The organism is Francisella sp. LA112445 (genome assembly GCF_012224145.1).
Lineage (GTDB): Bacteria > Pseudomonadota > Gammaproteobacteria > Francisellales > Francisellaceae > Francisella.
The window spans coordinates 1,249,852-1,269,342 of sequence record NZ_CP041030.1; the positions used below are offsets into that span (position 1 = coordinate 1,249,852).

The window sequence follows — 19,491 nt, forward strand, 5'->3', positions numbered from 1 at the left end:
ACAATTAACTTCAAAATATTTAATCATTACATTATTAAATGAAAATAAATTTTTGTGCTGGACCTGCTGTAGTACCTAGCTCTATTATACAAGAGCTTCAGCAAATGATGACTAACTATAAAAATACAGGGGTTTCTTTACTATCGATATCTCATCGAGATAAAGTTTTTGATGAGGTTCATGAAACTATACAAAAAAACTTAAGAACCTTACTAAATATCCCTGATAATTATTCAATTCTACTAATGCAAGCTGGAGCTACTGCTCAATTTGCTGCTATCCCTATGAACTTATCAAATAAATATGATAAAGCTCTATATGTGTGTAGTGGTCAGTGGTCTGAAAAAGCTGCAAAGGAAGCTGATAAATTCATTGATGTAACAGCAGTCAAATATGATGAAAATATTGCCGAAAATTTCACCTCTAATAAGTATGACTATATATACTATACAGACAATGAAACTGTAGATGGTTTTCAAATCAACAAATTAGCTAAATCATGCAACACAGAACTAGTTTGTGACATGTCATCAAGCTTTTTATCAAAACCTATAAATATTGCTGATTATGGGTTAATTTATGCTGGCGCTCAAAAAAATGCTGGTATTCCTGGACTAACAATAGTGATAGTTAAAGATTCTTTAATCCAACAAAAACCAGACATACCTGTAGTTTTCGATTATTTTATTACTAAAAAATCAAACTCTGTTTATAACACTCCATCCGTTATCTCATGGGTGACATTTGAGCTTACATTAGAGTATCTAATTAAGAACTACGCCAACTTAAATAAAGTTGAAGAATTTAACAACCAAAAAGCAGAACTTCTTTATTCAGCTATAGATAATTCAAAAATATATAGAAATGATATTAAATCAGAATATCGCTCAAATATGAATGTTATCTTTCATCTACCGACTCCAGAACTAACTGATAAGTTTTTATACTCTGCTGATAAAAAAGGATTTTATGGACTTAAAGGGCATCGTAATATAGGTGGTTGCAGAGCAAGCTTATATAATGCAGTATCTCTTGAGGATGTCAGAAAGCTAGTTAAATTTATGCAGGATTTTGAAAATGATCAACTCTAAAATTATTACAATTGATGGACCTAGCGGTGTTGGTAAAGGCACTCTAGCAAAAGCCTTAGCAAAACATTTAAATTATAAGTTACTAGATAGTGGTGCTATTTATAGACTAGCTGCACTTCACTGCTATAAAAACAATGCTAACCTTGAAAATGAATCACACGTACACCAAACTTTGGAAAGTTTAAATATAAGCTTCAAAATTGAAGATAATATTGTTAAAGCATTTCTTAATAATGAAGATGTAACAAAAGAGATTCGTACTGAACAAACAGGTATGCTTGCTTCAAAAGTCGCAGCCTACCCCTCTGTAAGAGAAATTTTATTAGATAAGCAAAGAGAATTTGCAACAGAGCAAGGGTTAGTAGCAGATGGTAGAGACATGGGCACAGTAGTTTTCACTAATGCTAAATATAAATTCTTTCTTGATGCTGATACAAAAGTTACCGCTAAAAGAAGATTTGATGAGTTAGAATCTAAAGGATTAAATCCTGATTTTGATAAAATCTTAGCAGATATTGAAAAGAGAGATTTCCAAGACCGTAATCGTAAAATCGCTCCATTAAGACCTGCTGATGATGCGGTAATTATAGATACATCAAACTTATCTATAAAAGAAGTCTTTGATACTGTAATATCAAAAATATAATCTACTTAAATAAGTTTATAAATATTAACTGATTAGAGAATTCTTAAAAAGATTATTAAAACCCTACCTTTATAACTTGACCATTTGCAATACCTGCAACTGATTTTAAATAAGCTTGAGCAACCTCTTCTGCTTTTACTGGCTTGTATCCAACAAAAAATGGTCCATACTTACCTAAAGCCTCTTCAACAACTGTAGGACTTACAGTATTTATACGGAAATTTTTATATTCCAATGTCGCAGCTTTAATAAACCCTTCTAAACCAGCATTAACTGTTGCAGCTATGCTTCCCATAGCTATTGGTTCAACATTTAATATTCCAGTAGTTAATGTAAAAGAACCACCTTCATTAATATATTTTGATCCAATTTGAACAAGATTTATCTGTCCTAGAAGTTTGTTACTTAAACTTAAATCCCAGTCTTGTTGCTCAATCTCTTGTATACTTTTGAAAGCAACCTTTCCTGTAGTAGAAACTAAAGCATCAAAACTACCTACTTTTTCAAATAGGTTTTTAATAGATTTAGGATCTTGTATATCTACAGAAAAATCAGTCTTTTCACCTGAGAAACTAGCTGTAATAACTTCATAACCAGCTACTTTTAAACTTTCATATGTAGCAGAACCAATAGTCCCTGAAGCTCCTATTAAAACAACTTGTTTCATTACTTACTTAGACTCCAAGTATTTTAATAAGTTTTCTGGAGAAGACTCACCATATGGATCATCTTCAGCATTATCACGTTTACCAGGCTCTACAAACATCTTCTCGATTTCACCATTATTTACAATCATAGCGTATCTCCATGATCTTTTACCAAAACCAAGGTTAGATTTATCTACAAGCATATCTAAACCTGCAGTAAACTCACCATTACCATCAGGAATTGGTTTGATGTTTTTAACATCTTGAGCCTGAATCCACTTATTCATAACAAAACTATCATTTACAGATAAAACATAAATTTCTTGTATACCAAGCTCTCTAAATCTAGCTGCATTATTCTCAAATCCAGGTAGTTGATATGTAGAGCAAGTTGGCGTAAATGCACCAGGTAATGAAAATACGATTACTCTCTTATTATCAAAAATATCTGCTGAAGTTACATCTTGCCATCTAAATGGATTAGGACCACCAATACTTTCATCTCTAACTCTAGTTTTAAAAGTTACATTAGGTACTCTTTTAGTCATGTTTAGCTCCTTGCTTTGTTAAGATTCACTATATATTGTATAAGCATAAAACATAATTTAAAATATATAATACTTATCATTACAATAAGATTTACTTATATGAATACTCGTACACTTGAATATATCATCTCAGTATATGAGACCAAAAGCTTTATTACAGCTTCAGAGAAGTGTTTTGTAAGTCAACCTGCATTAAGTATGCAAATAAAAAAATTTGAGGAATATATTGGAGTACAAATATTTGAGCGAGGTTCTAAACAGGTTCTAATAACAAAACCTGGTATAAAAATAATTAACCAAGCATATAAGATTCTTGATGAGGTGAACAATCTACAAAGAATATCAAAGCTATTACTTGAGAACGATAAAATAACAATCTCTATTGGTGCTTTTCCAACGCTATGTCCATATTTAATGCCTAAAATTTTACCTGCAATAAAACAAGAAATTCCAAATATAAGTATCTCAGTAATTGAGGAGAAAACCGATATACTTGTAGATATGCTTGATCAAGGAAAAATTGACTTTGCTCTTTTAGCAACTCCAACAGATAAATATCAATTCAAAAGAAAAACTGTTTTTAAAGATAAATTCTTCGCTGCTGTAGCTAAGAATAACCCAATATCAAAAAATAAAAGTATATGCGTTAGAGATCTAGTCAAAGAAAATCTTATGATTCTTGATGAAGGGCATTGTCTTCGAGATCAAACTCTAAAGCTTTGTGAGCTAAATGATTTTAATAATAGAGACTTTAAAGGTAGTAGCCTAGAAACATTAAGACAAATGGTCTCTATTGATGAAGGAGTAACCCTGATTCCTAAAATAGCATGCACTAAAACAGAAAATATCAAATATATAGCTGTCGATAATGCAGAGTTCTATCGAGAAATAGATTTAGTCATGAGAAAAAGCTCTGTATATGACGATATTTTTGATAAATTAGTAAAAATAATTTCTAAAAATTTTAACTAAATGACAAGACTATTTAGTATTAGTACTTTCAAATATTTTATCGGCAGATTTAGCAACAAAACCTTGGTATAGTTTACCATCACTATCTTTATAACGTTTTGCAAACTCATAGTAACAAGATGGAATTTGCTTTTTACCATCTGAGAAATTAACTTCTGTTAGTCCTGACATTGTACTTGACTGCTCTAATAAATCACTTTGAGAGCCTTTAATCTCACCCCCAGAAGAGTTAAGTTTAAAGCCATTCTCTTTAAGAAAGTCATTAACTTCAGCAACTTCATTAAATTTCTTAAGTTGATTAATGAAAACTGTAAAATGATTTGCTCTAAATCCAAAAGCATAAAACCAAGCAGCATACTCAGATTCATCTAAAAGCTTTTTATATACTTCATAATTAATCTGCCAACTCGCCCCAGATAGTAAAAGTTCTTCTGGATTATCTATTAAATTCTGTGGAATTGAATCAACACATTTACTAAGAGTCTGCTGTAACTCATTAGAAAACTCTTTTGTCAAAAGTTGACTAATAAAAACCTTAGGCTGACTTTCATCACTATGTTCTAGATGAACTGCCTTTAATTTTTTGACTTCAAAATCATAATCATTACAAACTTTATATCCTTTAGAAATAAATGCTTGTGCTAGCTTATTGATATTTATTCTATCATCATCTAGTGTTCTTAGAGCGATATGATCATTTTCAGGATTTTCCCCATTTTTGACAAAAAGATCATAGATGTCTTTTGCATGAGGATTATCTGTCATATATTGATCCCATAATTTTTCTAAAATGTCTACACTCATAGTGACTACTCCTCTAAGTTAAATTTAATACCTTGAGCTAACGGTAAATCCTTACCGTAATTAATAGTATTTGTTTGTCTACGCATATATGCTTTCCAAGCATCTGAGCCAGCCTCACGACCGCCACCTGTATATTTTTCTCCACCAAAAGCACCACCAATTTCAGCACCTGAAGTCCCAATATTTACATTAGCGATACCACAATCACTACCTAAACTAGATAGAAACTTCTCAGCATTTTGCAGATTATCTGTAAATATAGAACTTGATAAGCCATATTTAACTGAGTTATTTAACTCTATAGCTTCTTCAATATCTGAATAAGGCATTATATATAGTATTGGGCAAAAATTTTCTTCTGCTACTATTGGCATATCTGCTTTAGCTTCAATAATTGTAGGTTCCACAAAGAAACCTTCTTTTTCAATTTTCTTACCACCTGTTAATATTTTTCCGCCTTGATTAACAGCTTCAGCTACAGTTCTTGTGAAATTATCAACTGATGCTTGATCAATTACAGGCCCCATCAAATTATTTTGATCTAATGGATCACCAACTTTTATTTGCTTATATGCATTAACCATTTTTTCTTTTACTAAATCATAAATCGATTTATGTACAAATAGTCTTCTTAAAGAAGTACATCTTTGTCCAGCAGTTCCAACTGCTCCAAATACTGCAGCTGGGATAGCAAGTTTTAAGTTAGCAGTTTCATCAATAATAGTAGCATTATTGCCACCTAACTCTAAAATACTTTTACCAAATCTTTTAGCTACTTGTTGCCCAACGTCTTGACCAACTTTTGTCGAACCTGTAAAAGATACTAAATTTACTCTTTCATCATTTACTAAAAGTTTTGATACTTCGATCTCTTTAGAAATTACTGTGTGGAAAATCTCAGGGTAATCATACTCTTTAATAACTTTTTGACAAATATTATGAACCGCAATAGAACATAGCGGAGTCTTTTCAGATGGCTTCCAAACAACAGTATTACCACAAATTACTGCAATAAATGCATTCCACGACCATACAGCAACTGGAAAGTTAAAAGCAGAAATTACACCAACAACCCCTAAAGGATGCCACTGCTCATACATACGATGTTCATCTCGTTCAGAATTCATCATCGCACCATAAAGCATTCTTGATTGACCTACAGCAAAATCTGCCATATCAATCATCTCTTGAACTTCACCATCACCCTCTTGTTTAGACTTACCCATTTCTAAAGAAACTAAACTACCCAAATGGTCTTTATTTTTACGCAGCTCTTCACCTATCAAACGTACTAACTCACCTCTTTTAGGAGCAGGTACTTGACGCCATCTTTTAGCAACTTCTGTAGCTTTTGAAATAGCTTCTTGCATAGCCTCTATGCCCTGATTGTCTACCTTGGCTAAAAGCTTACCATCTGCTGGACTATATGTTTCTATAATGTTATTGCCATTATTATTTATATATTTTTCTAAACCTAAATTTAATTCTTTTAAAATACTCATTTGTCCACCCTTTATGAATTTTACTAGTCTGCTTGTATTAGAAGTCCTGAATCTCTATAGTACTGACCAAACTGATTATTATAAAAATCTTTCAAAGATATAGATTCTTGATTTATAAAGCCATTATGCTTATCTTTAGAGTTAAGTAATAAATCTATACTTACACATAAACTTGTAGCAGTTGTTAACTGTAAAGCAGAGAAATGCTTAGAGAACATAACCTTTGAAGGGTATTTTTGTGCAAAATGTCGTTCTGCTTTTAATCCTTTACGAATACCATCAACAGATACATAGATTAAAACTATATCTTGGTTGATCCTTGGTATAGCATTTTCCATAACCTTGACCATTGTATCTAAATCATCACCTAACTTCATATCTTGCATCAAAAATTTCATTTTTTCACAATGACCTGGATGACGAATACTCTTATAGTTAATATTTTTAACCTTACCTGCATAAGTTTCTATCATTGAGCCAATACCTCCTGAGGTATTAAATGCCTCATAGGTAAGTCCATCAATTTTTATTTCCTCAACATCCGCTAATGGCGCTAAAGTCCTTTTTTTACCATCAACAACACCTTCACAAGGTTTAGCATATTCATTTATTAATCCTTCAGTAGACCATGTCAAGCCATACTGCAAAGTATTTGAAACATTTAAAGGTAAAGCTCCTACACGCATACGTACAGTATCAATAGATTCAAATTCTTTCATAAGATTATTAGATACAATACTAATAAACCCTGGAGCTAGACCACATTGAGGTGCAAAGAAATTATTTCTTGCATTACTTGCAATACTTTTAATATAGTTAGTTGCTTCAACATCTTCTGTTAAATCAAAGTAATTTATCTCTAGTTTACCAGCTAATTGAGCAACACCTTTATTAAAGAAAAATGGTAAACAAGATACTATAGTTTTAATATTATGAAGCTTTATATACTTCTCTAACTCGACTGAATCTGTAGCATCTAACTCAACGTACTTGAGATTTTCTACATTTTTTTCTAAGACGGGTTTATTACTCGGAATAGTTTTATCAATTAAATGAACTACATAATCGCCACTCTCTACTAGTAAACAACTAGTTAAAGAGCCAACCCTACCGGCACCTAATATTATCACTTCTTTCATAAGCATCTCCTTTTAAACTTATACATTAGTTATATCACCAGAATCTCACTGAGTAAACAACATTTATGTAAGTTTCTACTCAAGCTGATGTTAAAGTACATTTTAACTGGAGTATATCGCCAAAATATGGTTATAATAACTTCATATAGTACGCGTTTTTACAAGTTGAAAATAAATTGAAAAATATAGCTATTTATAAAGTATTGAAGTTAAATTTAGGCATCGCTATATTAGCTTTAATCGCAGGTGCTATATATAGAATTCTTCAAGGTCCTAATTCTTCACTTGAGCTTATAAACATTGGCATATTACTTATTATTATTTCACCATTATTAAGAATTTTTTTAGAGTTAGTATTTTTCTTAAGAGAAAAAAATTATACATATATACTTATTTGCTTAGTTTTATTCATAATAATCTTGATAAGTATTATCTGTTAGATAGTATATTGCAGCTAAAAATGTTAATATTTCGCTTATCGTAATAATTTACTCACAAAGAGTTGGAAAGCTTATAGACATATGTTTACTAGTTTATCAGATAAATTACAGTCCTCTTTTAAGAAAATAAAAGGACAAACATCTCTTACAGAAGAAAATATTCAATCAGCCTTACGTGATATTAGAGTATCACTATTAGAGGCGGATGTTGCATTACCTGTTGTTAAAAAATTTATAGCTAATATAAAAGAAAAAGCTATAGGTGAAGAAGTTAAAAAGAGTTTAACTCCTGATCAAACATTCATATCTTTTGTAAAAAAAGAGTTAGAAAATGCTCTTGGTGAAGAAGCAGTTCCAATAAACCTTAAAACACAGCCTCCTGCTGTTATATTAATGGCTGGTTTACAAGGTGCTGGTAAAACTACATCTACAGCAAAACTTGCTAAATACTTAAAAGAACAACATAAGAAAAAGGTTATGGTTGTTAGTGCCGATGTTTATCGACCTGCTGCTATTGACCAGTTAAGGACTTTAGCAAATAGCTTAGAAGTTGACTTTTTTGAGTCAGATATAAGTCAAAAACCTGACTACATCGTTACCGAAGCAATCAAATCAGCAAAAACTAAATTAGCTGATGTGCTAATCATCGATACTGCAGGTAGACTACATATTGATGAAAATATGATGAGTGAGATTAAGCAAATTCATAAAATTGCTAATCCAATCGAGACTTTCTTTACAGTTGATAGTATGACTGGTCAAGATGCCGCAGTTACAGCTAAAGCATTTAATGATGCTCTAGAACTAACTGGTGTGATTTTGACTAAGACTGATGGTGATGCTAGAGGTGGTGCTGCCCTATCAATTAGAGAAATCACAGGTAAGCCGATTAAGTTTTTAGGTGTCGGTGAAAAAACAGATGCCTTAGAACCATTCCATCCAGACAGAGTTGCTTCTAAAATTTTAGGAATGGGTGATGTTCTTAGTTTAATTGAGAACATCGAGCAGAAAACTGAGAAAAAATCTGCACAGAAGCTTACAAAAAAACTAAAAAGTGGTAAAAGCTTTGACCTAGAAGACTTTAAGTCACAAATTACTCAGATGAAGAAAATGGGTGGCGTAGGCTCTATCATGTCTAAGTTACCTAATATGCCAGCTGCAGTTCCTGGAAATGTCGGAGATGATATGTTTAAGAAAATTGAGGCTATGATTGACTCAATGACTCCTCTTGAGCGTAAAAAACCTGAACTGATCAAACATAGTAGAAAACAAAGAATCATCAAAGGTTCTGGTACAACTATTCAAGATCTAAACAAATTACTACAACAACATACTCAAATGAAAAAAATGATGAAAAGTGTTGTTGGTAAAAAAGGTGGTATGGCAAATATGATGAAACGTATGTCAGCTATGCAAGGTATGGGTAATATGTCTGGCCTTTTAGGTAAAAGAAAGTAAAGAATACATAAAAATATAAGGATATCTAAGTCAATGATAGGTGATAAAAACTTTGATAAAGTTTCTAACATAAATATTAAAAAGGAAAAGGTATTGATTCCTGCGGAAGTTCTAATTCAAGATATACCTCTGCTAAAAACTTCTTTTGAGACTGTAAAAAAATCTCGTAAAGAAGTAGCAGATATTATTCACGGCAGAGATGATAGAGTGGCTGTTGTTGTAGGGCCTTGTTCTATCCATGATACTGAAGCTGCTATTGAATATGCTACTAGACTAAAAGAACAGGTTAAAAAGTTTGAAAAAGATATTCTAATCATAATGAGAGTATACTTTGAAAAACCACGTACAACTATTGGTTGGAAAGGTCTAGTAAACGATCCAGATCTTGATAACTCATATAATATAAATAAAGGATTAAGGCTAGCTCGTACACTGCTATCAGACGTTACTAATATGGGATTACCATGCGCAACTGAGTTCTTAGATGTTATAACTCCGCAATACTTCGCAGAATTAATAACATGGGGTGCAATTGGTGCTAGAACTGTTGAAAGCCAAGTACACAGAGAGTTAGCTTCTGGTCTTTCAGCTTCAATAGGTTTTAAAAATGCTACTAATGGCGACGTACAAGTAGCTGTAGATGCTATCAAGTCTGCCACATATCCTCATCATTTTTTAAGTACTACAAAATCTGGTTCAACAGCTATCTTTGCAACTAAAGGTAATCAAAATGGCCACGTAATTTTACGTGGTGGTGCTTCTGGACCAAACTTTAGTAAAGAAGACGTTGATAGCTGTGTTGCTAAGCTTAAAAAAGCTGATCTAGATACAAAAATTATGATTGACTGTAGCCATGGTAACAGCCAAAAAGATCATACAAAACAAATTTCTGTACTAGCTGATATTTGTGAGCAAATCAAAACTGGCAACGATGTTTTTGGTGTAATGATTGAAAGTAACCTTGTTGCTGGAAACCAGGATATAAACAAAAAACCTTTAGCATATGGCCAAAGTGTTACAGACAAGTGCGTTGACTTCGATGATACTATCAAAATGCTTGAAATGTTATCACACGCTGTTCAGCAAAGACGTAGTGCTAAATCAGATGATAAAAGTAAAGAAGAATCTCAATTCTCACTTCTATAAAAACTTCTAATTAACAAATCTTAAAATATCATTTTATCTTCTTGATTGATCTTGACTTTCATAATCTCTTGCAAAGCTTTCTAATGACCCTTCTAAATTCCTAATATCTTGGCTAGATCTTTCTTCACCTCTAGAGCCTTGATTCTTCCAAACAATTTGATTATCTCTTTTTTGCTTATAATCGTTTAGTGATGGCCCATTAGATATCTGATTATATGAATTAACAACTTGAGGCTTATCAACACTTACTTGCTTAGCTCCTTTTGTATCAACATTTGAAAATGTCGGTACACCATTATTATCTGTCTCATAGACATTCGCAAAAGCAGTTGAATAAAATAATATAACGATAACTGATAAATATTTCTTAGCCATTTTATAAAATACAGTAAATTAATCTAATAACATTTATATTCTAGCAGTAAAATGAATATTTAGTAAGATTTGTGAAAACTAATGTAATAGAGACTTAATAACCCTGATTAATGAATAGCCAGATTTAGAAGTTGAGTTCCTTGACAAACAGCTCCTTTAATATGAATACTAATTATAGTTCCACCAAAAGGAAACTTAAGGGGCTTAACCTCCATTGTTGAAGTTTGTATATATTGTCCAACAATCTCACCTGCTTTAAAATAATCTCCAGCTTTAACAAACCACTCATATAATCCTCCTTCGACTGCTCGAACAGATTTGTAGTTAGATATATCATGATGGATTATATCTTTGTGCAATCTATCAATATCAAAAGGCGAATCAATAACATTTTTAGATTTTAAATAGTTTAATACCCCTTGTGTCTGCATGGTGGCATCCTCGAAGTTAATATACTCTTCAGATCCTAACTCTAGGGTAAAACATTCTTTAAGAATATCCTCATGTCTGCCTTGTGCTTTAAACTCTTCTTGAAGCTTCCACCATGGAACGAAAATAGCTTCATCTAATGCTCCTGTAAACTCATTAGGGATTACAAGTGTATGCTTATAACCAAAAATCTCAGCAGTTTTTTTAGCAAACGCAGGAGTATAAATATATGTAGTTGCATCAGTATCAGTATGTAAATCTAAAACATAATCTGCCTTTTGAGCTTCTTTTTGAACAGTATAGTTTAGTCGTTTTGCTCGAGATAAGAACCATTCTTGTTCAAGCTCTTTATCTAGAGCTTCTGCTAATAGTTTTTCAAAGGCTTTTTTATACTCTGTTGTTGATGAGTCTAAATGCTCTGTTACAAAAGCTTTATAGTCGATTTCAGGGTTAAAATAGTATCTATTCCAATTATCTCCTGTTGCTGAATCAAATCTTCCTTGATGCCCTGCTCCTATAAAATTATCTGCGCCAATAGGATTACATTGAGGGATTAGGTAAATATCACCTTTAGGTTGATACTTTTTAAAATGTTCTAAAAGCTTGATCATTACAGCATTTCCTTGTAATTCTGATGCATGCATACTTGCTTGCATATATACACTTGGAGCTTTAGGATCAGAACCTTTTATTGTAATTTTTTCTATAAATATATCTTGACCAGTTGATGCTTGGCTAACTCTAATTTTCTCTTTTGAAATATATTGCATTTTTTGACTCTTAAAACTTTAAATATTAACTAATTTAACATATTTTTCTAAAATTATCTGATACACATAATAGCGATTAGATTCGAAAAATCAAAACCAAGTAGACTTTTAACCTCATCACTTTTAAGCAATGCGACTAACCCTGCTTTAGTATTATCATGTTTGAATAACCTTGTAACATTACTATTATGTTCAGCTAACTCTACCTTTAAAATATCCTTTTCTAAAAATATTTTACAATTTTGATTTAAATTTGGATGATGTGATAAACCATACTCGTATGCTTTTAATTGGTTTTCATTTAATATCATATAGTTATCTCTTAATATTTATATTTGCTCTTCCTCTACTACCCAATCTTGCATAGTATTTAAAAGCTCTGAGAAGATATCTGCCATTAACAATAAATCAACTTCATGACCATGATTATCTTCTTTATTTAAATCCTTAATTCCTTCTAAGAATTTGATTGATTTAAACTGTAACTTCGTATTAGCTGTCATTGCTAGTTGTTCACGCCAAACTATCGCTAACTCAGTAATATATCCGCCGCTCTCAATAAAAGATTTAATGTTATCATTTAACATTGAGCTTCCTTGGCATGAGATATTTGCAATGCTATCACCTATTGCGCTAGTTAACTTGCATTTTTCTGCTATCTCTACATCTAAAGGATGAGTATTTTCTACTAACCAGTCAGTTAATATGTCTGTTTCTTCCTTTATTACTGGCTCAAACCTAGCTTCACACCTTTGCAACAGATCTAAAACTTCCGTTATTTGCTTATCTGAAACACTATCAATAACAAGATGATTATTAGTCAAATCTAAATAGCCAAATATCTTTTTAAATTTACTAAAAGCTTGTGGCAACAAACGTTGCTCCATATCTTCTTTAATTTGAGTTTTCTCTTTTTTACTAACATATCGAGTTAACTCAAGCTCTTCTATATATTCTTGTGCTTGTTGGTTTATAACTTGAGCAGGAAGTATTTTTTCCTCACTAAGAAGGCAAAACGCTGCAAGATGATTAAATTTAAATAAAACATTATCATCTTCTTTAATAAAAGGGTTTACAAATCCTCGAGAAGATTTTTGAGAATTACTACAAGAAACAAAATTTAACTTATTTATAGACTCTTCAAAGATATCCATATTAATATCTAAGATTTTAAATGCTGTAAGATTTTTAAAAAACATTCTAATTATCAATTTAAATATGTAGTCTCAAAATAATAATGCATCTTAAGACAAAGTAGAACAGCAAAGAGACAAAATTTAGTATTTTATAAGTTTTTGAGTTTGTAGATTGTAGGATTTGAGTATTTTAAAGTCTAAAACTGCTTTAGTTGAACCTTTAGGGGAATATTCCATTATAACCAGCTCATCAAATATAATATCTTCAGAGAAATCATACGTTACAAAATCACTAAAATCATTAGCACCATAGGAGAGACTTATATGTGGCTTGAGCTGATAGTTGCTACTTATATCAAGCTGTTTAATATTATCAAAAAACCCATCTAATTCTTTCGTATTTGAAAGTTTTAGATAATAATTCATATAATAAGATTCTTCATCTTTTATAAGACTTTCTACCCTAAGCTTAATACTTTGATACTTTAACTGACTGACATAATTATCAAAATCATCTAAGATATTCTTTCCAGATGTAAATAATGTCATATGCGGTATAAATGCAGGTTGCTTAGAAATAAAAGAATTATGGTTTATACAATCCGCTAATGGTATTAAAAAATCTTTTCTAGGCACCAGCCAAATACTATAGAGATTATCACTCATATTTCAACCTTGTGTATTCAGTCTAACAAAAACATTATAATATTTGTTATAATAGCAAATCTTTATTTATATTAATTAAAAAATTCGGGAATTTCTATGTCACAAATAGTTGTATGTGCAATGTACAAATTTGTTACCTTAAATGATTTTGAGGCTATGCGCCAACCTCTTCTAGATGTAATGATAAAAAATAACGTTAAAGGTACACTACTTTTAGCAAATGAGGGAATCAATGGTACTGTAGCTGGTTCTCGCCAAGCTATTGATAGCCTATTGGAGCACCTTAAGTCTGACTCACGTTTAGCAGATATTGATTATAAAGAGTCATATCATGAAGAAATGCCTTTTTATCGCTCAAAGGTTAAATTAAAAAAAGAAATAGTTACTTTAGGAATCGATGAAATAGATCCTAATAAAGTTTGTGGACAGTACGTAAAACCAAAAGATTGGAACGCACTAATCTCAGATCCAGAAACACTTCTTATCGATACACGTAATGATTATGAGATAGAAATAGGAACATTTAAAAACGCGGTAAACCCTCACACACAAAATTTCCGTGAATTTCCTAAATATGTTGATGAAAATCTAGATCCTAAAAAACATAAAAAAGTAGCTATGTTCTGTACAGGTGGAATAAGATGCGAGAAATCTACAGCTCTAATGAAAGCTAAAGGATTTGATGAAGTTTATCATCTACAAGGTGGAATACTTAAATATCTTGAAGAAGTTCCAAAAGAAGAATCAATGTGGCAAGGTGAATGTTTTGTATTTGATTCAAGAGTAGCTGTAAATCATGATCTAGAAAAAGGTCATTATGATCAGTGTTTTGCTTGTCGTATGCCGATTACAGAAGAGGATAAAAAACGTCCTGAATATGAAAAAGGGATAAGTTGTCACCACTGTTATGATAAAGCTACAGAAAAGCAAAAAGCTCGCTTTGCAGAACGTGAGAGACAATCACAGCTAGCAGCAGAAAGAGGATTTTCTCATGTTGGTGATGAAGCTAAAAAACTCGCTGAAATAAATAAGCTGAAAAAACAACAAGCAAAAGAAAAAGCTCGTCAAACAGCAAAAAAAGATAAATAAAAATTTATTAAATTCTAACCATTTAAATAAATACCATTATCTTTTATCAAGATTTTCTTTTGTTTTAAAAGAGTTCCTATAGCTCGCTTAAATGCTGCTTTACTTATACCAAACTCTCTTTTTATATCCTCAGGATCAGACTTATCATTAAATGGTGCCGAACCTTCATGGTTTATAAGGTATTTTTCGACAAGAGTAGCATTTTTATCTAGGTCTTTATGCGCTAACTGCAATGATAAATCTATACGCCCATCATCACGAATATTTTTAATATAACCTTTTATAGATTGTCCAAAGCTTAATCTTCTAAAGACTTCTGAACTATAAATTATTCCCCAATATAGATTATTTATAATCGCCTTATAACCAATATTTGTAGAATTAGCAATTATAAGATCCACCTCTTGATTAGGCTTTAAATCATCGCCTGCATAATCTTTGATAAATTTGTTAATTTTTGAAGATGCTGTAATTCGTCCATTAATTTTATCAAGATACAAGTAAACAAGATACGATTTACCTGCTTCAAAAGGACGATGTTGCTCCGCTAATGGTACAAATAAATCTTTCTCTAGACCCCAATCTAAAAAAGCACCTATTTTTGTAAGATTTTTTACTTGTAAATAAGCAATTTGTCCTACTGTTGGAACACTTTTAGTTGTAGCAATAAGCTCTGATTTTGAGTTATGGTATAAAAAAACTTCTAAGCTATCACCAACTTCTGGAGTATATCCAAGCTCTGATATTGATAATACTGCTTGACCTAATTCTAAAGCATCTAAAATTAAGATTTGTGATCTCTTTTCTAAAACTTTTAAGTTATTATATTTTCCTATTGAAATCAAAATAATTTCCTTTTTGACTTAATACTAAAGAATATTATCATAGTTATAACTATACCATTAAGTTTTTATTAAATATTTAATAATGAGAACTATAAAATAGGATTTTACTATTATCTTTACATATATTTTTATACATGATTTAATACATTAAATTAAAATAAGTTTAGAATAAAATGAAAAAGACAATTATATTCTTCTTTGCTTTTATACTGCTATTATCAACAAATATATATGCGAAACCACTAACTCTACCAAAGAATGTAGTTTCCTTCTCTAGCCCTCAAGGTCAAAAACTACTAAAGACTGCTCCAGAAAAATATTCTCAACAGTATTGGCAACTTGCGAAGTACTTTACTACAGAAAATGGTGTATCTTTTTGCGGTCCAGCTTCTGATGTTATGGTTCTTAATGCTTTAGGCATACAACCAGCTTTAGCTCCAGCACATATGCAGTATTCAATATTTGATCAAAATAATATTTTTTATAATAAAAGCCTTATTGAAGATCAAATAATGCCTGCTTTTGTTTATGCTAAAGGTCTTACTATCGAGCAAACAGCAGAAATAATAAATAAACAAGAAACAATAGGTGCAAAAGCTCATGCAATAGTTATTCATGCTAATGAGTTTTCAAATGAAAAAGATTTTAAAAATAAGCTTTTAAATAGCATGAAAGACAGCAAATATATAATAATCAACTATAATCGTGCAGACATGGGAGCTCAAGGTGGAGGTCACTTCTCTCCATTAGCAGCGTATAATCCTAACAAAGATATGTGGCTACTTATGGATGTAGCTAGATACAAATATCCTCCAGCTTGGATCAAAACTTCTGATTTATATAAAGCAATCCAAGCTAAAGATTCATCATCAGGTAAGCCTCGTGGTGTTATTATCGTATCAAAAGAAAGCTAGATACGTAGCTTAGGCTTATTTTAACCAAACATATTTTTCAAAGCCGAAAGGCTTTGTTTTGAATTTTCTTTACGAGTTTCTGCACATTCTTTTTCTGTACCGACCCAATATAAATCTGTTTCTGGTAATTCATCAATAAATCTACTAGGCGTTGAAACTTGTTTTTCTCCAAACTTTTTACGATGTTTTGTCATTGTTATAGTCAGGTTTTCTTTAGCTCTTGTAATAGCTACATATGCAAGGCGACGTTCATCCTCTATAGACTCTTCTTCTATACTTTGTTGGTGAGGCAATATCCCCTCTTCCATACCCATTATATAGACCTTTCTAAACTCAAGTCCTTTTGAAGCATGCATAGTGATTATCTGAACTTGATTATCATTTTTATCCTCATTATCTCTATCTAGAATATCTATTAAAAGCATCTTATTCAACACCAAAGATAATGATTCAAGTCCGTTGTAAGAGTCATCTAATTGATTAACTATCCAGTTTAGAACCTCCATTACATTAGCATATCTAAATTCAGCTTGCTTCTCAGATGAGCTAGAGTCAATTAGCCACTGCCTATAAGAAATATTATCAATAAATGTATGTAATATTTTTTTAAGTTCTACTGCTGAGATACTTGAAACAATTTCTTGTTGCGTGCTAAGTATTAAAGTTTTAAAATTTAGCAATTTCTTTTTTGTAAATTCACGTATTTCAAAATGCTCTAAATTATATAATGTATGAAAAAAACTACAATGATGCTCACTAGCATATTCACCTAACTTATGAATTGTCGCGCTACCAACTTCTCTTTTAGGAGTATTGACTACACGTAAAAATGCTCTATCATCATCAGGATTAACTATTAACCTTAGATAAGAGATAATATCTTTGATTTCAGTTTTTGAGAAAAATGAACTACCACCACTTATAGTATATGGAATCTTATGCATTTGCATATATCTTTCTAAAAGATAAGCTTGATAGTTACTTCTAATCAAAATTGCATAATCAGAATTTCTAGAGTTAGTTTTTACTCTATCGAAAAAGATATCACTTGCAATAAATTGAGCTTCATCTTCATCATTTATCAAACTAATTATTTTTATCTGCTCACCATATGTCTTTGCAGACCATAATTTCTTCTCAAAAATATGACTGTTATTCTCTATTAGTTTATTGGCAACATTTAAAATTCTACCTGTTGAACGGTAGTTTTGTTCTAATTTTATAACTTTAAGATTTGGAAAATCTTCCTGTAAATGACGTAAATTTTCCGGACGTGAACCTCTCCAAGCATATATCGACTGATCATCATCTCCAACTACTGTAAATTTATTTTTATTCTGAGTTAGATACTTTAAAAGCTGATATTGTGACTCATTAGTATCTTGGTATTCATCAATTAAGATGTATCTAAACTTATCTGACCATAATTTTTGGATATTATGATGATTTCTAAATAACTGAATTGGCTGGAATATCAAATCATCAAAATCAAATGAGTTATATGATCTTAAATATTTTTGATACTCTTTATAGACAAAAGCTGCTTGCTCTTCTAAATCATCTTTGGGTTGAACTTCATCTGGTGTTAATAAAGCAGATTTCCAAAATGATATTTTTGATTGAATAAAACCTGTATTTTGTTTAGGTAATTGATATTGATCATACGCAATATCATATATTAATGTCGCTGAATCATGGCTATCAAAAAGTGTAAAATTCTTCTTATATCCAAGCTCTGAAAAATGTCTTTTTAAAATAGATAGTCCAAGGGAGTGAAATGTTGAGATAACAAGACCTTTTGATTTCTCCTTATCTAAGCGGGATTTAACTCTTTCTTGCATTTCCTTAGCTGCTTTATTTGTAAATGTAACAGCCAAAATACTTTTTGCAGGATATAATAACTCTTCAATAAGATAGGAAATTTTCTCAATAATAACACTTGTCTTACCACTACCAGCACCTGCTAATACTAATAATGGTGTACTTGTATATCTAACAGCTTCTTGTTGCTGTGGATTTAGATAGTCTAGCATTTAATTATAGTTTGATCATTATTTAGCTTATATTCTTGTTCTGTTGCTTCTTTATGAAAAACCACAAGCATATAACATTCATTATCAATAAACACCTTATTTACAACATTTGCTAAAGGTTTATTGTTTTCATCTTTTAAATCAGTTTCAACAATATCAGATTGAGATTTTACTATAGCAAGCTCTTTTTTAAGTTTAGCCTTATAGTGCATTCTAGCGATTACTTCTTGTCCCATATAACAGCCTTTTGTATAACAAACGACATTCTCAACATTATCTAACTCTAATTCAGCAGGCAAAAACTGCTCAAAATTTTGAGCATTGATAGCAGCTAGTTTATTAAAAATATTTTCTCTCTGCACTTGCTCAAAACTACTATTAGATACTAGGCTATCTTTTTCTAAAATATCATGGTTTAAAAAACCATCTTTTGTAAAAAATAATGAATAATTGTCATTTATAGAAAAAGTAACTTTAGAGAACATGCCATATTTCTTTAACCATACCAGTAAACCTTCAGCAACTCCTTCTTCAACTGAAAGTAATAATCTATCCTCAGCAATATATTTAACAAAGCAAAGCGAGATAATACGTCCTTTTAAATTTGCAAAAGCTGTTAATAAAATACTATTCTTATCAGAAAGAATATTTAAATCAGCAGTAGTCAACCCTTGTAGAAACTTTTTAGTATCTACACCTTTAACCTCTAATATTTGAAAATTATCATATTGAAAAATCATAACAAAACCTGACTATAGTAGAATATTTTAACTAGTAGATTTTAGTATATTTAAAGAAACTATGCAAAGAATGTTTTAGATAGACTAACAACTAAGTTAAT

Annotated in this window: 21 protein-coding genes; 8 read left to right on the forward strand and 13 right to left on the reverse strand. The window is 31.1% G+C overall.

The annotated features are described in order from the left end of the window. The first annotated feature begins 38 nt into the window (after nt 1-38). Together serC and cmk are read left to right on the forward strand one after the other, a co-directional pair. The gene (serC, locus tag FIP56_RS06110) at nt 39-1,091 is read left to right on the forward strand and encodes a 3-phosphoserine/phosphohydroxythreonine transaminase (protein WP_192578057.1); all 1,053 of its coding nucleotides are present in this window, start codon (nt 39-41) and stop codon (nt 1,089-1,091) included. Next, nucleotides 1,078-1,737, forward strand: a complete 660-nt coding sequence (cmk, locus tag FIP56_RS06115) for a (d)CMP kinase (protein WP_192578058.1) — start codon at nt 1,078-1,080, stop codon at nt 1,735-1,737. The genes serC and cmk overlap by 14 nt, the downstream gene beginning before the upstream one ends. Before the next feature lie 55 nt (nt 1,738-1,792). Here the strand turns inward: cmk and FIP56_RS06120 are convergent, their stop codons facing one another. Further along, entirely contained in the window at nt 1,793-2,404 is a 612-nt protein-coding gene (locus tag FIP56_RS06120) for a short chain dehydrogenase (RefSeq protein WP_192578059.1), read from the reverse strand. A 3-nt stretch (nt 2,405-2,407) separates the two neighbouring features. Next, a complete protein-coding gene (locus FIP56_RS06125; protein WP_192578060.1) occupies nt 2,408-2,932 on the reverse strand; it encodes a peroxiredoxin in 525 nt (174 codons plus the stop codon). Nucleotides 2,933-3,031: 99 nt separating this feature from the next. Here FIP56_RS06125 and FIP56_RS06130 point away from each other — a divergent pair, with 99 nt between their 5' ends. Next, a complete protein-coding gene (locus tag FIP56_RS06130) occupies nt 3,032-3,904 on the forward strand; it encodes a LysR substrate-binding domain-containing protein (RefSeq protein WP_192578061.1) in 873 nt (290 codons plus the stop codon). 9 nt (nt 3,905-3,913) lie between these two features. Here the strand turns inward: FIP56_RS06130 and FIP56_RS06135 are convergent, their stop codons facing one another. From FIP56_RS06135 to FIP56_RS06145, 3 genes are read right to left on the reverse strand one after another with little or no spacing between them, the layout of a single operon-like run. Continuing rightward, nucleotides 3,914-4,708 carry a DUF1338 domain-containing protein gene (locus FIP56_RS06135; protein WP_192578062.1) on the reverse strand — a complete coding sequence of 265 codons (795 nt, stop codon included), beginning with the start codon at nt 4,706-4,708 and terminating at the stop codon, nt 3,914-3,916. Nucleotides 4,709-4,713: 5 nt separating this feature from the next. After that, a complete protein-coding gene (locus tag FIP56_RS06140; RefSeq protein WP_192578063.1) occupies nt 4,714-6,210 on the reverse strand; it encodes an aldehyde dehydrogenase family protein in 1,497 nt (498 codons plus the stop codon). Nucleotides 6,211-6,233: 23 nt separating this feature from the next. After that, nucleotides 6,234-7,349 carry a saccharopine dehydrogenase C-terminal domain-containing protein gene (locus FIP56_RS06145; RefSeq protein WP_192578064.1) on the reverse strand — a complete coding sequence of 372 codons (1,116 nt, stop codon included), beginning with the start codon at nt 7,347-7,349 and terminating at the stop codon, nt 6,234-6,236. Nucleotides 7,350-7,552: 203 nt separating this feature from the next. Between FIP56_RS06145 and FIP56_RS06150 the strand changes: the two genes are divergently transcribed. From FIP56_RS06150 to FIP56_RS06160, 3 genes are all read left to right on the forward strand, one after another. Next, the gene (locus FIP56_RS06150) at nt 7,553-7,789 is read left to right on the forward strand and encodes a DUF1634 domain-containing protein (RefSeq protein ID WP_245323109.1); all 237 of its coding nucleotides are present in this window, start codon (nt 7,553-7,555) and stop codon (nt 7,787-7,789) included. Nucleotides 7,790-7,870: 81 nt separating this feature from the next. Further along, complete coding sequence (gene ffh, locus FIP56_RS06155) at nt 7,871-9,247, forward strand: signal recognition particle protein (RefSeq protein ID WP_192578066.1); 1,377 nt, start codon at nt 7,871-7,873, stop codon at nt 9,245-9,247. 33 nt (nt 9,248-9,280) lie between these two features. Further along, complete coding sequence (locus tag FIP56_RS06160; RefSeq protein ID WP_192578067.1) at nt 9,281-10,393, forward strand: 3-deoxy-7-phosphoheptulonate synthase; 1,113 nt, start codon at nt 9,281-9,283, stop codon at nt 10,391-10,393. Between the two features lie 33 nt (nt 10,394-10,426). Here FIP56_RS06160 and FIP56_RS06165 read toward each other — a convergent pair whose 3' ends face one another. From FIP56_RS06165 to FIP56_RS06185, 5 genes are all read right to left on the reverse strand, one after another. Continuing rightward, nucleotides 10,427-10,768 (reverse strand): hypothetical protein, encoded by a 342-nt coding sequence (locus FIP56_RS06165; RefSeq protein WP_192578068.1) that lies wholly within the window; start codon nt 10,766-10,768, stop codon nt 10,427-10,429. A 107-nt stretch (nt 10,769-10,875) separates the two neighbouring features. Beyond that, on the reverse strand, nt 10,876-11,853 hold the full coding sequence (locus FIP56_RS06170) for a succinylglutamate desuccinylase/aspartoacylase family protein (RefSeq protein ID WP_348633319.1): 978 nt from the start codon (nt 11,851-11,853) through the stop codon (nt 10,876-10,878). 167 nt (nt 11,854-12,020) lie between these two features. Beyond that, nucleotides 12,021-12,278 carry a hypothetical protein gene (locus FIP56_RS06175; RefSeq protein WP_192578070.1) on the reverse strand — a complete coding sequence of 86 codons (258 nt, stop codon included), beginning with the start codon at nt 12,276-12,278 and terminating at the stop codon, nt 12,021-12,023. Nucleotides 12,279-12,296: 18 nt separating this feature from the next. Further along, nucleotides 12,297-13,166, reverse strand: coding sequence for a recombination-associated protein RdgC (gene rdgC / locus FIP56_RS06180; RefSeq protein WP_192578071.1), 870 nt, complete (start codon nt 13,164-13,166; stop codon nt 12,297-12,299). A gap of 78 nt (nt 13,167-13,244) precedes the next feature. Then, nucleotides 13,245-13,769: a hypothetical protein gene (locus FIP56_RS06185; RefSeq protein WP_192578072.1), complete on the reverse strand. Its 525-nt coding sequence runs from the start codon at nt 13,767-13,769 to the stop codon at nt 13,245-13,247. A 96-nt stretch (nt 13,770-13,865) separates the two neighbouring features. Between FIP56_RS06185 and FIP56_RS06190 the strand changes: the two genes are divergently transcribed. Next, the gene (locus tag FIP56_RS06190) at nt 13,866-14,858 is read left to right on the forward strand and encodes a rhodanese-related sulfurtransferase (protein ID WP_192578073.1); all 993 of its coding nucleotides are present in this window, start codon (nt 13,866-13,868) and stop codon (nt 14,856-14,858) included. 14 nt (nt 14,859-14,872) lie between these two features. On the opposite strand, the gene FIP56_RS06195 is transcribed toward FIP56_RS06190, so the two are convergent. Further along, nucleotides 14,873-15,703 carry a S1-like domain-containing RNA-binding protein gene (locus FIP56_RS06195; RefSeq protein WP_192578074.1) on the reverse strand — a complete coding sequence of 277 codons (831 nt, stop codon included), beginning with the start codon at nt 15,701-15,703 and terminating at the stop codon, nt 14,873-14,875. 173 nt (nt 15,704-15,876) lie between these two features. Between FIP56_RS06195 and FIP56_RS06200 the strand changes: the two genes are divergently transcribed. Next, a complete protein-coding gene (locus FIP56_RS06200; RefSeq protein WP_192578075.1) occupies nt 15,877-16,617 on the forward strand; it encodes a phytochelatin synthase family protein in 741 nt (246 codons plus the stop codon). Nucleotides 16,618-16,637: 20 nt separating this feature from the next. On the opposite strand, the gene FIP56_RS06205 is transcribed toward FIP56_RS06200, so the two are convergent. Beyond that, nucleotides 16,638-18,650: a UvrD-helicase domain-containing protein gene (locus FIP56_RS06205; RefSeq protein ID WP_192578076.1), complete on the reverse strand. Its 2,013-nt coding sequence runs from the start codon at nt 18,648-18,650 to the stop codon at nt 16,638-16,640. Then, a complete protein-coding gene (locus FIP56_RS06210; RefSeq protein WP_192578077.1) occupies nt 18,644-19,390 on the reverse strand; it encodes an amino acid transporter in 747 nt (248 codons plus the stop codon). The genes FIP56_RS06205 and FIP56_RS06210 overlap by 7 nt, the downstream gene beginning before the upstream one ends. Nucleotides 19,391-19,491 lie beyond the last annotated feature (101 nt).